This is a genomic window from Acidocella aluminiidurans, from assembly GCF_055383125.1.
This window is the reverse complement of sequence record NZ_AP031589.1, coordinates 3,624,197-3,637,459: the sequence shown is the minus strand read 5'-3', so window position 1 is coordinate 3,637,459 and position 13,263 is coordinate 3,624,197. Positions and strand designations below refer to the sequence as shown.

The window sequence follows — 13,263 nt, the reverse complement described above, 5'->3', positions numbered from 1 at the left end:
ATGCCAGCCGCCCGCCCCGCCAAACTCTATGAGCAGGTCAAAACCTATCTGCGGGATGGCATCGCCAGCGGCACCTGGAAGGTGGGCGAGAAAATCCCCTCCGAGTTCGAGCTGATGGAGCGCCTCGGCGCCTCGCGGATGACGGTGCATCGCGCCTTGCGCGAGCTCTCCGCCGAAGGGGTGCTGCTGCGCCTGCAGGGGGCGGGCAGCTTCGTGCAGGCCCCGGCGCCGCGCTCGCCGCTACTGGAAATCCATGACATCGCCGAGGATATTTCCCGGCGCGGCCATGCTCATCGCGCCGAGGTGCTGGCGCTGGAAGCGCGCCCCGCGCCAGCGGAGATCGCCGCTGAATTCGCCCTGCGCCCCCGCGCCAGACTGTTTTATTCCGAGATCCTGCATTTCGAGACCGAGATCCCGGTGCAGCTGGAGCAGCGCTATGTCTCTCCCGGCTTCGCCCCGGATTATCTGGCGCAGGATTTCACCCGCCAGACCCCGAACCGCTATCTGCAGACCATCGCCCCGCCGAGCGAGGTGGAGCATGTCATCCACGCCACCCTCGCCGATGCCAGGCTGCAGGCGCTGTTGCGCCTCGGCCCCCAGGAAGCCTGCCTCTGCCTGCTGCGCCGCACCTGGACGCCAGCCGGGCCAGCCACGCGCTCTCTGCTCACCCATCCTGGCAGCCGCTACAGCCTGGGCAGCCGCTACAAGCTGGCGGATTTCCACCCCCGTCCAGGGTAGGCTTTTTAAAGGCAAAAGTTCTAGCGCCTTGGGGGTTTTTGCCCCCAGAAATCTTTATGAAATTTCCGCCCGTACCGCGCCGCGCCAAGGCAGCCCTGGGCTCCCTTCGTCCAGCTTTTCAAACCGCTTGCGGGCGCGTAAATTTCCAGGGAGCCGCGTTGGAGGCGGAGACGTTTGGATCAAGACACGCTGTATCTCAGCGCCGGGCTGGGGGTTCTGGGCCTCGGCATACTGGCACTCTGTATCGACCTCCTGGCCGGCCGCCGCCGCCGGACGGCCCCGGCCACCGGCCCGCAGGACGATCTGCACGCCTTCCTGCGCGCCGCGCCGCCCATGAAGGTGGAGGCCACGCCGCGACCCGCGCCGCCGGCTGAGCCCCCGCGCCCGAACCCGAAGCCCAGCCCGCCCCGGAAACTGGCTTCGTCTTCCGCCGCCACGCCGCCCGCGCGGCCATGCCCCCCCGGCCCACACCGCGCCGCGCTTGGCCGGGATGGACCTCACCTCCATCCAGAACGAAATCCGCGCCGCGCTCGATTCGCTGGTCGCCGCCGCGCCCCCCTCCCCCGTCGCGCACGGGGCACAGCTGGTCTGGGCGGAGCCGGGGCGTCTGGCCGTGCTCTCCCTCGGCCAGGCCGAGCCGGAGGACGGGCTGGCGCTGCTGCGTGAGGCCGGCATCGTCGCCCTCATCGCCGCGCAGGGCCATCCTTTCACCGCGCCCGGCGCGTTGGAAATCCTCGCCTTGCCCAGCAGCGCGGATGCCGCCGCCCCGCTCGCCGCCACGCTGCGCAGCCGCCTCGCCGCGGGCGAAAAACTGGCTTTCTTTACCGATGAAACCGGGCTGAGCGGCGCCGCCGCCACGCTGGCGGCGCGGCTCTCCAGCCGGCGCGCAGGTTAGAGCAATATGTGTTTAGGTTGGCGCGCCAGCGTCAAAATAAACACATGAAATTGCTCGTCAAAATGAAAGCTAGAGCGTTCAGCTAAAAGCTGAAGGCTCTAAGAGACTGTTTGAAAAGCCACTCTGGCGGCCGCCAAGCGGCGATTTGCTGCGCGCCGGTGCTCACGTACCTCAAGTACGCTGCGCTCCGGTTCTCGCAAATCACCACTTGACGACTCACCATAGCGACTTTTGAAACAGCCTCTAAGAAGGTGGGCGTTAAAAAAGCCCCAGCCTGCGCACGAATTCGGGCACGCCCTCGCTGGCCGGGGCTTCGATCACATGGTCGAAATAACGCCCCCCGGTCGGCACCGGGTTGATCTCATACAGCACGCAGCCCCGCTTATTGCGCCGCGCCTCGGCCGCGAACCCGGCCGCAGGATACACCACGCCTGAGGTGCCGATCGCGCAGAACACATCCGCCTGCGCCAGCGCCGCAAGAATCTCGTCCATGAAATACGGGATCTCGCCAAACCAGACGATATCCGGCCGCATCGCCGCCGCGGCGCAGGACGCGCATACCGTCTCCACCCCGGACTCATCCAGCCACGGCCCCGCCGCGCCACATTCCATGCAGAGCAGCCGGCGCAGCTGGCCATGCATATGCAGCACATTCCGGCTGCCCGCCCGCTCATGCAGGTCATCCACATTCTGCGTCACCAGCAGAAACTCACCCCGCCCGCGCCAGCCCTGCTCCAGCGCCGCCAGCGCCAGATGCCCGGCATTCGGCGCCACCTGGTTCAGTTGCGCCCGGCGCAGATTATAGAAGCGATGCACCAGCGTCGGATCCCGCAGAAACCCCTCCGGCGAGGCCACATCCTCGATCCGGTGATTTTCCCACAGCCCGTCCGCCGCGCGAAACGTGGCAATGCCTGAATCCGCCGAGATCCCCGCCCCTGTCAGCACCACGATATTCACCGCCTGCTCCTCGTCTGCGTGCTTTCACGCTATCAGCGCCACAGCCTTGTGCAAACCGCTTCCGCCCCGGCCTTGCATCCGGTACAACACCCCGAAACGTGCCGAAACCAGAACCAGCCAGCCGGGGCGTCGCAGAGCCGCCTTGCAAAGAACATCTACCTTCCTGACGTTTTTTCCTGTTTGCAGGGGATAATGCCCAAGCCGGACGAACTCCTCTTTGCCCTGAAGACCTTCACGGGCGCCATGCTCGCTTTCTTCATCTCCTGCTGGCTGGGGCTGGACAACCCGTACTGGTCGATGGCCACCGCCTTCATCGTCGCCAACCCCTATGCCGGGGCGATGCGCTCGAAAGCCGTCTATCGCTTCTTCGGCACGCTGATCGGCGGCACCGCGGCGGTGGTGCTGGTGCCCAATCTGGTCAACGCGCCGGTGCTGCTCTGCATCGCCATGGCGCTGTGGGTGGCGATGTGCCTCTATATCGCGCTGATGGATCGCAGCCCGCGCGCCTATACCTTCATGCTCTCGGGCTACACCGCCGGCATCATCGGCTTCCCCTCGGTCACCGATCCCAGCCACATCTTCCAGACGGCGCTGACCCGCTGCGAGGAGATCACCCTGGGCATCGTCTGCACCACCATCATCGGCACCATCATCCTGCCGCGTTCGATCGGCCCGGTGCTGGCGCGGCGCATCACCTCCTGGGTCAAGCCGGGGGTGGACTGGGCCAGCGCCGCGCTGGCGGGCGACGGTGAATCCCAGGCCGCGCGCGAGGCCCGCCGCCGCCTGGCCTTCGAGGCGACCGACACGGCGATGATGGTCTCCCAGCTCGGCTACGACATTTCCAACATGCAATCGGCGGTGCGGCAGGTGACGCGGCTGCGCATGTATGTGATCAGCCTGATGCCGGTCCTCAGCTCCATCGGCCAGCGCGTCGCCGAGCTGCGCCGGCTGGACGCGCTGACCCCGAAGCTGAAAACCGTGCTCGCCGCCACCGATCAATGGGTGCAGAGCGGCAAGGCCGACGGCGCCGATGCGCTGCTGCGCGACATCCAGGCGCTGGACCATGACACGCCGGACTGGGGCGGGCTGCTGCGCGCCAGCCTGGCGCTGCGGCTGGAGGAGCTGGTGCGCATCTCCAGCCATTCCCGGCAATTGCGCCGCTTCGTCACCGAAGGCGCGCCACCGCCGCCGGCCAGCCCGGCGCTGGATGCCGAATATATCGCCATCACCAAGCAGAACCGCGACCATAAGCTGGCCTTCCTCTCCGCCACCTCCGCCGCCGGCGCGGTGCTGCTGGTCTGCGCGCTCTGGATCGCCACCAGTTGGGCCTACGGCGCCGGGGCGGCGATCATGGTCGCCGTCGCCTGCTCCTTCTTCGCCGCCCAGGACGACCCCGCCCCGGCGATCGCGCAGATGCTGCGCAACGCCGTCATCGTCATCATCGGCATCTTCGTCTACAGCTTCGCCATTCTGCCCCGCGTGGTGGGGTTCGACGAGCTTTACCTCGTGCTGCTCCCCGCCGGGCTGATGACGGGCGTGCTGGTCTCGCGCCCCGCCACTTTCGGCACCGGCATGGTCATCGGCGCGGTCGGCGCCACCCAGCTCGGGCTGGGCAATGGCTATCACAGCAGCTTCGTGCCGTTCGCCGACAGCTCCTTCAGCCTGATCGTCGGGCTGGGGTCGGCGCTGATCCTCACCCGCATCGTGCGCTCCGTCGGCGCTGCCTGGAGCGCCGAGCGGCTGATGCGCGCCAATTGGCGCGATGTCGCCGCCGCCGCGCAGGCTGCCCTCCCGCATGACCGCGCCGCCCTGACCGGCATCATGATGGACCGGCTGGGGCTGATGATGCCGCGCCTCGCCGCCGTGGCCAGCGGCGCCGACAGCGCCGCCTCCGGCGTGCTGGTGGATTTGCGCGTCGGCCTCAACATCATCGCGCTGCACCGCGAACAATGGCGGCTGCCGCCCGAGGCCAGGCGTTGCTGCGAACTGATCTTCGATGGCATCGCGGCGCATTATCAGGGCAATGCCCGCCAGCCCGCGCCGGACGCGCTGATGCACGCGCTGGACGGCGCGATGGCGGCGCTGATGCACGACGCCTTGGCCCACCGGGCCGCGCTGATGGTGCTCTCGGGCCTGCGCAGCGTGCTGTTTCCCGAGGCGGCACCTCCCATTTTCCAGACCCACAGCCAGGCATTGGTGGCAGAATGATCGGTGAAATCAATATTTACGGCGTGCTGTTTCCGCCGCTGCTGATCTGGATCGGCGTCGCCCTGCTGCTTTCCGTCGCGCTGCGCCGCGGACTTTCCGCCATGGGCGTGTACCGTTTCGTCTGGCATCGCCCGCTCTTCGATCTCTGCCTCCTGGTGCTGCTCACCGGGCTGGTCTGGCTGTTGACCTCGCATTTCCTTTCATCCCCCGGAGCCCCATGAAATCCGCAAATTTCGTCAGCCGTTTTCTCGTCACCCTGGTGGTTGTGGTGCTTGCCGGGCTCGTCGGCTGGCAGCTCTGGATCTATTATATGGACGATCCCTGGACGCGCGATGGCCGCGTGCGCGCGGATGTCGTCTCTCTCGCGCCTGACGTGACCGGCCCTGTGGTGCAGGTCTTCGTGCAGGATAATGATTTCGTGCATACCGGCGAGCCTTTGTTCCAGATCGACCCGTCGCGTTTCAACCTGGCGATGGAGCAGGCCAAAGCCGCCCTCGCCCAGGCCCAGGCGGCGCAGGACAAAGCCAAGGCGACGATGCAGAACGCCCAGCAGAACGCCGCGCGCTACGCCGCCCTCTCCAACAACGCCGCCTCCGCGATTTCACGCGACGATGCCAGCACCCAGTCCCGCGCGGCCGAAGCCGCCTACGCGCAAGCGCAGGCCGCCACCGCGGCGGCGCAAGCCAATCTCGATGTCGCCCAGCTCAACCTCACCCGCAGCACCGTACGCGCGACGGTGAATGGGCGGGTGACGAATTTCTCGATGAAGCCCGGTGATTACGTCGCCGCCGGCAAGCCGGTGATCGCCATCGTCGATACGGACAGCTTCTATGTCGATGGTTATTTCGAGGAAACCAAGCTGCGTCACATCCAGGTCGGCGACAAGGCCAGCGTCGAGCTGCTGCAGGGCGGCCCGCCGATCCAGGGCCATGTGCAGGGCTTCGCCTCCGGCATCACCGACAATGAACGCGTCGCCGCGCCGACGCTGCTGGCGGATGTGAACCCCACCTTCACCTGGGTGCGGCTGGCGGCGCGTATTCCGGTACGCATCGCCATCGACAAGGTGCCGGCCGGCATCCATCTCGTCGCCGGCCTGACCGCGACGGTCAGCGTGCAGCCGGATAAAAGTAAAAACCAGTAAAAGTTTTTGGGGGTGTGGGGTGTTTTTTCAAAAACACCCCACGTCTTCCGCCCCTTTTTTGAAAAAAAGGGGCGGCCCCAAAAAAAATTTGCTCACTTAATTCTGGGCGTAGAGCACGCGCAGCACCACGAACCAGTTTTCCTTGTTGCCCTGCAGGCGGCCTTGCGGGTCCGTGTGCAGATGCTCCAGCGTCACCGCATCATCCACATTCCCCCCGATCACATCCACCTCCCCCGCCGCGACAGCGGTGACGATGCTGCAATGGGCGGGGAAATGATCCTTCGTGGGCAGATCATTATAAGTCAGGTCACGCGCGGCCCCGCGCGGAAAACACACCAGATCCCCCAGGCGCGGCGCATAGCCTGCCGGGTTCTCCGCGATCAGCAATTTGCCCGGCCGATAAGGCCGCGCCGCATAATCTATATAAAAGGAGTGATCCGGCGCGTAGGGAAATTTCGGCCCCGCCCCGGCAATGCGCATCACATAAGAAATGAACGCGGCCGACCACGCATAGTCGCCATTCACCCGCACCGGGAAAACCTGCCCGCGGGCATCATGCTTGCCCGTCCAGCGTGCATCCGGCTCGGCGGCGTTCATCCCCTCCCACCAATATTCGCCGACGCGCTGCCACAGCCCCTGGGCGCGCTCGGGCATGGTGCCGGCCTGCTGCACATAGGGCACGTCGCCATCATCCACATGCTCGCCCCAGAGCCGCCATTCGCGCAACGCGATGGCCACCGCGGCGCTGCGCGAGAAGGCTTCGTAAGGTTGGTTGGCAAAAGGCGGCGCATGGTTCTGCGGCGCGCAGGCGCCCAGCAGCGCCAGAGCGAAAAAGGCGGCGATACCGCCGCCTTTCTTTAAACCCCGTTTCACGCGAGATCGCTGAACATTCCGGTCAGCGCGCTCTCCGTCGCTTCGCACAGCCCGCGCTCGGTGATCAGCCCGGTCACCAGCCGCGCCGGCGTCACGTCGAAGGCCGGGTTGGCGGCGGGGCTGGAGGTCGGCACGATGCGCACGGTGGCGATCGAGCCATCCATCGCGCGCCCGGTCATCGTCGTCACTTCGGAAGCCGCCCGCTCCTCGATCGGGATTTCGGAAACCCCGTCGCGGATCGTCCAATCGATCGTGGAGGAAGGCAGCGCCACCCAGAACGGCACGTTATTATCATGCGCCGCCAGCGCCTTCAGATAGGTGCCGATCTTGTTGCAGACATCGCCCTGGCGGGTGACGCGGTCGGTGCCGACGATCACCAGATCCACCTCGCCATGCTGCATGTAATGCCCGCCGGCATTATCGGCGATGACGGTGTGTTTGACGCCATGTTTGCCAAGCTCCCAGGCGGTCAGCGAGGCGCCCTGGTTGCGCGGCCGGGTTTCCTCCACCCAGACATGCACGTCGATCCCGGCATCATGCGCCATATAGATCGGCGCCAGCGCCGTGCCCCAATCCACCGTGGCGATCCAGCCAGCATTGCAATGCGTCAGGATATTCACCCGTTTTCCGGATTTCGCCTTCTCCTCGATCAGCGCCAGACCGTTGCGCCCAATCGCCTCATTCACCGCGACATCCTCATCGCAGATCTTCGCCGCCTCCGCGTAAGCGGCGGCTTCGCGCTTCGCCGGCTCCACGCTCTGCAACGCCGCCCCCATCCGGCGTAGCGCCCAGCGCAGATTGATCGCGGTCGGCCGGGTCGCGCCCAGCACCTCCAGCGCCTGCGCCAGCGCCGCGTCGGAGGCATCATGGCGCATCGCCAGCGCCACGCCGTAAGCCGCCGAGGCGCCGATCAGCGGCGCGCCGCGCACCAGCATCGCCTTGATCGCGTGCGCCATTTCCTCAAGCGTCGTCAGCCGCACCAGATCCACATTCCAGGGCAGCTTGGTCTGATCGATGATGCGGACAGACCAGCCATCGGTCTCGTCGACCCAGATCGAGCGATAGGGTGTGCCGTCAATTTTCATGGCGTTAAAAAATCCTAAAGTTCCAGAGCTACAGTTTTTGGTGCAAAGCGCAGACCAGGGTGAATAAGCGCCGCGCGGTGGGAAAATCAATCACCACCTTGCCGCCCAGCCGCTCGATCATCAGTTCCGCGCCCTCATTATGCAGCCCGCGCCGGCCCATATCGATCGCCTGGATGCGCGCCTCGCGCCCCTCCGCCACCGCGATCGCATAGGAATCCAGCAGCATCTGGTAATCGCGGATCAGCGTCTTGAACGGCCCCAGCGCCAGCAGCACCGCCTGCACCGGCGCATCCTGCGCGTCGCGCACATCGAACACCAGCCGGCCTTCCTGGATGGAGAGATGCAGAATGCTCTGCAAAGCCGGATGCCCCGGCAGATGGAATTCATTGTCCTGCGCCAGGTCACGCACCGCCTGTTCGCGATCCGCCTGCTGCAGGGCCGAGATGCGGTGCAGGGCCTCGCCCTCGAGAACCACCTTGGTCAGCCTGCCGGTTGCATCCGTGCCATTTGCATCCACCATGTCGCCTGCTCGCTCCTTGGAAAGATTACGCGCTTCGTCTCGCGGTCCTGTTTCGTCACGTCTTATGGATCTTCACGTCTTATCGTTCGTCTCGTCCTGCCCATCGCCCGTTTTGCCGGGCGCTGGGCTGATCCCGGCCGGGCCATACGCGCTTATCCGTCGGCCCCGAGCATAGCGATTCCGCGCGGCAACGACAAATGCGCCGCCCTCTCAAAGCCGCGCCGATGCGCCATACCCCGGCCAAGACGCCCTTTCGCGCCCGCCAACATCTCACAAGCTCCGGAACGGCACCGGAGCGATCCGGTTTTGATTGATATTTTCTAAACCTTTTCGAACCAGTCGGCGCCGGCGATCGATGGCGAAACCAGGAACAGGGCGTGGCAAAATTGCGGCGCCGAGCCTCCAAACTGTGGATGTCTTGCACATTGCTGTAAAAAAATGCGTCAGGACAGAAGTTTAGTGCTGCTTTTTGTTGACAGGCGCAGCGCGGAAGCTGAATAGCGAATCTTGCGTGCATTGCGCGATTCGCATCGCGCACCATGTCTGAATTTCGCGGTCAAGGAAACCGCACGCGGAACCAAAGAAGGACGGCCTACCCAGCCGTAGAACAAGACGTTTCTGTGCCGGACCACGACCACCCGGAACGCAATGATAACCTTGAACGCTAAGGAGCATGACAAGTGACCATCGAAGACAAGACCACCACTGAGCGCGCGCAGCCGCTGGCCGTGCGCGCCACCGCGAAGAAAACCGCCGCCGTGAAGAAGCCGGCCGCGAAGAAGACCACCGCTGCCGCAAAGAAGCCAGCCGCGAAAAAGACCGCCACCGCGAAGAAGACCACCGCAGCCGCCAAGAAGACGACCGCGAAGAAGACCACCGCCGCCGCCAAGAAGCCAGCCGCGAAGAAGACCACCGCCGCCGCAAAGAAGCCGGTTGCGAAGAAGACCACCGCAGCCGCGAAGAAGACGGCCGCGAAGAAGACCACCGCCGCCGCCAAGAAGCCGGCCGCGAAGAAGACCACCGCCGCCGCGAAGAAGACGGCCGTGAAGAAGACCACCGCCGCCGCCAAGAAGACGGTTGCGAAGAAGACCACCGCCGTCGCAAAGAAGCCGGCCGCGAAGAAGACCACCGCTGCCGCAAAGAAGCCGGCCGCGAAGAAGACCACCGCTGCCGCCAAGAAGACGGTTGCGAAGAAGACCACCGCTGCCGCAAAGAAGCCGGCCGTGAAGAAGACCACCGCCGCCGCCAAGAAGACGGTTGCGAAGAAGACCACCGCCGCCGCAAAGAAGCCGGCCGTGAAGAAGGCCACCACCGCCACCAAGAAGCCGGCCGCTCCGCGCAAGCCGCGCGCCAAGGTGACGCCGCCGCCCGCGCCGGAGATGAATGACGTGTTCGCTGAAGAGACCATGGAAATCGTGCCCACGATCTCCGAGACCTTCGAGTAAGCCGCATCGGCCTACGCAATGCAAAACAGGCGCGCTCACCCGCGCCTGTTTTTTTATGTGCCCTACAGGTCTAGAGCGCTATCGGTTCAGCTTGACGCGGTTGGGTCACCGTTAACGCGCTCTAACGCTTTGAGTGAGAAGCTGATTCACGGTTCAGCTTGATCGCTTCGCGATTCAATCTGAACCGATCAGACTCTAGCCCCCCTGGGCCAGCCAATCCTCGATCAGCCGCCGCGCGATGGAATCATGCCCGGGCAGGCCAAATCCCAACGCCGCATGGTCGCGGATCTCGGCGCGGCTGAACCAGCGCGCATCGCGCATCTCGTCCTCCTGCAGAACGATCTGTTCACTGACCGCCTCCGCCTGAAACCCCAGCATCAAGGAGGCCGGAAACGGCCAGGGCTGGCTGGAGTGATAATGCACCGCGCCGACGCGCACGCCGGTCTCCTCGAACACTTCCCGGCGCACCGCATCTTCCAGGCTCTCGCCCGGCTCCACGAAACCGGCGAGGGTGGAATACATATTCTTCTCCAGCGGGAAGCGGTGCGACTGGCCGAGCAGCGCCTGGTCGCCGCGCGTCGCCAGCATGATCACGGCGGAATCCGTGCGCGGAAAATGTTCCGTGCCGCAAGCCGAGCAAGCGAGCACCCAGCCGGCGCGCGCCGGCTGCATCGCGCCGCCACAGAGCGGACAGAATTTATGCGCGCGGCGCCAGTTGAAAATGCCACGCGCCGTCGCCAGCAAGGTGGCATCCAATTCCGGCAGCAACGCATTCACCCCGCGCAGCGGCACGAAATCCTCCAGCGCCACCCCGTCCGGCAGTGCTTCGCCGGTCACGTCGCAGGCGAAATAGGCGATCCCCTCGGCCAGGCCGAGGAACAGATCCGGCCTGCGGAACGGCGCCAGCAGCCGCGCGCGCGGGGCGTCGTTGTCCTCCACCAGAACCTGGCCGTCATGCAGCAGCACCACCCGGCTCGCCGCATCGCCCCCGGCGCGCTCCTGCCAGTCCGCGTCCTCGCGCAGCTGCGCGGCCCGGTCCAGCGCCCCGCCGCTATAATGGTTAGGCTGATTTTTCATGGTGAAATCCATGCCTGCTCATGTGGCATGCCCCCTTTGCCCTGCCAAGCTTGCATCCAAACGCCGCCCAGGCGATAATCGGCGCGGGAGATCGGCGGCGGACATCGCGGCCCGCCAACCTGGTCAGGGCCGGAAGGCAGCAGCCACAACGGATTTCGCATGGGTCGTTGTCCGGTCTCCCACCTTCTTTCAGGCTACAAGGTCCGCGCCACACATGGGTATGTTCGACGACGATGCGCCAGACGCCCCGCCGCCGGGCCCCAACCTGTTCGGCGAGGAACCGGCGCAGGATGCCCCGCAAGCCGCCGCCTACCGGGTGCTGGCCCGCAAATACCGCCCCACCACATTCGCGGATCTGATCGGCCAGGACGCGCTGGTGCGCACGCTGCGCAACGCCTTCGCGATGAACCGCATCGCCCATGCCTTCATGCTCACCGGCGTGCGCGGGGTCGGCAAAACCACCACAGCGCGCATCCTCGCCCGCGCCCTCAACTGCACCGGCGCGGACGGCACCGGCGGCCCCACCCCGGACCCGTGCGGCGTCTGCGACAACTGCAAAGCCATATTGGCGGACCGCCACCCGGACGTGGTGGAGATGGACGCCGCCTCCAATACCGGTGTCGACGATGTGCGCGAGATCATCGAGGCCACACGCTTCAAGCCGCTCTCGGCGCGGGTGAAAGTCTTCATCATCGATGAGGTGCACATGCTCTCCAAGGCGGCGTTCAACGCGCTGCTGAAAACCCTGGAGGAGCCGCCGCCGCATATCAAATTCGTGCTGGCCACCACGGAAATCCGCAAGGTGCCGATCACCGTGCTCTCACGCTGCCAGCGTTACGACCTCAAGCGCGTGCCGGTGGAAGTGCTGGCCGCGCATTTCACCCGCATCGCCGGCATTGAAAACGTCGCCATCTCCGAGGCCGCGATCACCCTCGTCGCCCGCGCCGCCGATGGCTCGGTGCGCGATGGGCTCTCCTTGCTGGACCAGGCCATCGCCCGCGGCGCGGAAGATGGCGGCGAAATCTCCGGCCCGATGGTGGCCGACATGCTGGGCCTCGCGGATCGCGGTTTCGTCTTCGACCTGATGGACGCGGTGGTGAAAGGCGACATCCAGGCGGCGCTGCGCATCTCCGATGAAAGCTATGAGCGCGGCGCGGATCCCGGCGTGCTGCTCTCGGACCTGCTCGGCCTCGCCCATCTGCTCACCCGGATGAAATCCGTGCCGTCTCTGGCCAAGAGCGGCGCGCTGCCGGAGATGGAGCGCACACGCGGCGCCGCTCTGGCGGAGATGCTCTCCATCCCCTTCCTCGGCCGGCTCTGGCAGATGCTGCTCAAGGGTCTGCAAGAGGTCGAGACAGCACCCGACCGCCGCGCGGGTGCGGAAATGATCCTGATCCGCCTCTGTCACGTCGCCGATCTGCCGCCGCCGGGCGAGCTGGTGAAGAAACTCACCGAAAATCCCGGCGCCGCACTGGGCGGCGCACAGGCCGGCGGCGGCAATGGCGGTGCCCGTGCCGTGGCCAACGGCAACGTGGTGATGCAGCAGGCCGCGCCCGCGCCCCGCGCGCTGACCTTCCTCGATGTGGTCGGCCTCGCCCAGGCCAAGCGCGACGTGATGCTCTACGCGCATCTGCGCCAATCCGTGCATCTGGTCCGCTTCGCCCCGCCGGTGATCGAGATGCGCCTGGCCGACGATCCGCGCATCCCGCGCGACCTCGTCGCCAAAATCTCCCGCATGCTGGAAGAGGAAACCGGCCGCCGCTGGACCATCGCCCTCTCCAACGAGCGCGGCGCGCCGACCATCGATGAGCAGGAAGGCGTCGCCACCGCCCAGGCCCGGGACGAGGCGCTGGCGCATCCGCTGGTGCAGGCGATCCTGGCGCAGTTCCCCGGAACCAAGGTAAACACGCCTGACGCGCCGGAGCAGGAGCCGGAGCTGCCCGCCGACTGGGCCGCCCTGGTGCCGCCCGACGAACTCTATGAAGGAGACGAGTAAATGAAGAACCTTGCCGGCCTGATGAAGCAGGCCTCGCAGATGCAGCAGAAAATGGCCGATATGCAGGCCAAGCTGGAAGCCACCGAGATGGAAGGCGTGGCCGGCGCCGGCCTGGTGAAGGTCACCCTCTCCGGCAAGGGCGCGCTGAAGCGCGTGAAGATCGACCCGAAGCTGATCGACCCGGCCGAGGCCGAGATGCTGGAAGACCTGATCGTCGCCGCCCATGCCGATGCGAAATCCAAGATCGACGCGATCATGGAAGCCGAAACCAAGAGCGCCATGGGCGGGCTGCCGCTGCCGCCGGGCATGAAGCTGCCGTTCTAACTGG

The 13,263-nt window shown here is 65.8% G+C and carries 13 protein-coding genes and 1 other RNA gene; 9 read left to right on the top strand and 5 right to left on the bottom strand.

Features of this window, described 5'->3' with window-relative positions; all coding sequences use genetic code 11:
- Window positions 1–738, top strand: a complete 738-nt coding sequence (hutC, locus tag ACZ46S_RS17890; protein ID WP_464064307.1) for a histidine utilization repressor — start codon at window positions 1–3, stop codon at window positions 736–738.
- A gap of 481 nt (window positions 739–1,219) precedes the next feature.
- On the top strand, window positions 1,220–1,633 hold the full coding sequence (locus tag ACZ46S_RS17885; RefSeq protein WP_464062827.1) for a hypothetical protein: 414 nt from the start codon (window positions 1,220–1,222) through the stop codon (window positions 1,631–1,633).
- A 258-nt stretch (window positions 1,634–1,891) separates the two neighbouring features.
- On the opposite strand, the gene ACZ46S_RS17880 is transcribed toward ACZ46S_RS17885, so the two are convergent.
- A complete protein-coding gene (locus ACZ46S_RS17880) occupies window positions 1,892–2,590 on the bottom strand; it encodes an NAD-dependent deacylase (protein WP_464062826.1) in 699 nt (232 codons plus the stop codon).
- 192 nt (window positions 2,591–2,782) lie between these two features.
- On the opposite strand from ACZ46S_RS17880, the gene ACZ46S_RS17875 reads away from it, so the two are divergent.
- The 3 genes from ACZ46S_RS17875 to ACZ46S_RS17865 are packed head-to-tail and all read left to right on the top strand — an operon-like array spanning window position 2,783 to window position 5,939.
- Window positions 2,783–4,798, top strand: a complete 2,016-nt coding sequence (locus ACZ46S_RS17875; RefSeq protein WP_464062825.1) for an FUSC family protein — start codon at window positions 2,783–2,785, stop codon at window positions 4,796–4,798.
- Window positions 4,795–5,019, top strand: a complete 225-nt coding sequence (locus ACZ46S_RS17870) for a DUF1656 domain-containing protein (RefSeq protein WP_464062824.1) — start codon at window positions 4,795–4,797, stop codon at window positions 5,017–5,019. Before ACZ46S_RS17875 ends, ACZ46S_RS17870 begins: the two co-directional genes overlap by 4 nt.
- The gene (locus tag ACZ46S_RS17865) at window positions 5,016–5,939 is read left to right on the top strand and encodes an efflux RND transporter periplasmic adaptor subunit (RefSeq protein WP_464062823.1); all 924 of its coding nucleotides are present in this window, start codon (window positions 5,016–5,018) and stop codon (window positions 5,937–5,939) included. Before ACZ46S_RS17870 ends, ACZ46S_RS17865 begins: the two co-directional genes overlap by 4 nt.
- Window positions 5,940–6,035: 96 nt before the next feature.
- Here the strand turns inward: ACZ46S_RS17865 and ACZ46S_RS17860 are convergent, their stop codons facing one another.
- The 3 genes from ACZ46S_RS17860 to ACZ46S_RS17850 are packed head-to-tail and all read right to left on the bottom strand — an operon-like array spanning window position 6,036 to window position 8,417.
- The gene (locus tag ACZ46S_RS17860; protein ID WP_464062822.1) at window positions 6,036–6,812 is read right to left on the bottom strand and encodes a DUF2272 domain-containing protein; all 777 of its coding nucleotides are present in this window, start codon (window positions 6,810–6,812) and stop codon (window positions 6,036–6,038) included.
- A complete protein-coding gene (gene mtnA / locus ACZ46S_RS17855) occupies window positions 6,809–7,897 on the bottom strand; it encodes an S-methyl-5-thioribose-1-phosphate isomerase (RefSeq protein ID WP_295743062.1) in 1,089 nt (362 codons plus the stop codon). Before mtnA ends, ACZ46S_RS17860 begins: the two co-directional genes overlap by 4 nt.
- Before the next feature lie 28 nt (window positions 7,898–7,925).
- A complete protein-coding gene (locus tag ACZ46S_RS17850) occupies window positions 7,926–8,417 on the bottom strand; it encodes a UPF0262 family protein (protein ID WP_295743060.1) in 492 nt (163 codons plus the stop codon).
- Window positions 8,418–9,097: 680 nt separating this feature from the next.
- Here ACZ46S_RS17850 and ACZ46S_RS17845 point away from each other — a divergent pair.
- Window positions 9,098–9,862, top strand: a complete 765-nt coding sequence (locus tag ACZ46S_RS17845) for a hypothetical protein (protein WP_464062821.1) — start codon at window positions 9,098–9,100, stop codon at window positions 9,860–9,862.
- Between the two features lie 195 nt (window positions 9,863–10,057).
- Here ACZ46S_RS17845 and nudC read toward each other — a convergent pair whose 3' ends face one another.
- Window positions 10,058–10,939, bottom strand: coding sequence for an NAD(+) diphosphatase (gene nudC / locus ACZ46S_RS17840; protein WP_464062820.1), 882 nt, complete (start codon window positions 10,937–10,939; stop codon window positions 10,058–10,060).
- A gap of 85 nt (window positions 10,940–11,024) precedes the next feature.
- Here nudC and ffs point away from each other — a divergent pair.
- The 3 genes from ffs (at window position 11,025) to ACZ46S_RS17825 (ending at window position 13,259) form a co-directional block, all read left to right on the top strand.
- Window positions 11,025–11,123: signal recognition particle sRNA small type (gene ffs, locus ACZ46S_RS17835), an RNA gene on the top strand.
- Window positions 11,124–11,153: 30 nt separating this feature from the next.
- Complete coding sequence (locus ACZ46S_RS17830; RefSeq protein WP_464062819.1) at window positions 11,154–12,935, top strand: DNA polymerase III subunit gamma/tau; 1,782 nt, start codon at window positions 11,154–11,156, stop codon at window positions 12,933–12,935.
- On the top strand, window positions 12,936–13,259 hold the full coding sequence (locus ACZ46S_RS17825) for a YbaB/EbfC family nucleoid-associated protein (RefSeq protein WP_464062818.1): 324 nt from the start codon (window positions 12,936–12,938) through the stop codon (window positions 13,257–13,259). It begins immediately after the preceding gene.
- Window positions 13,260–13,263: the final 4 nt, after the last annotated feature.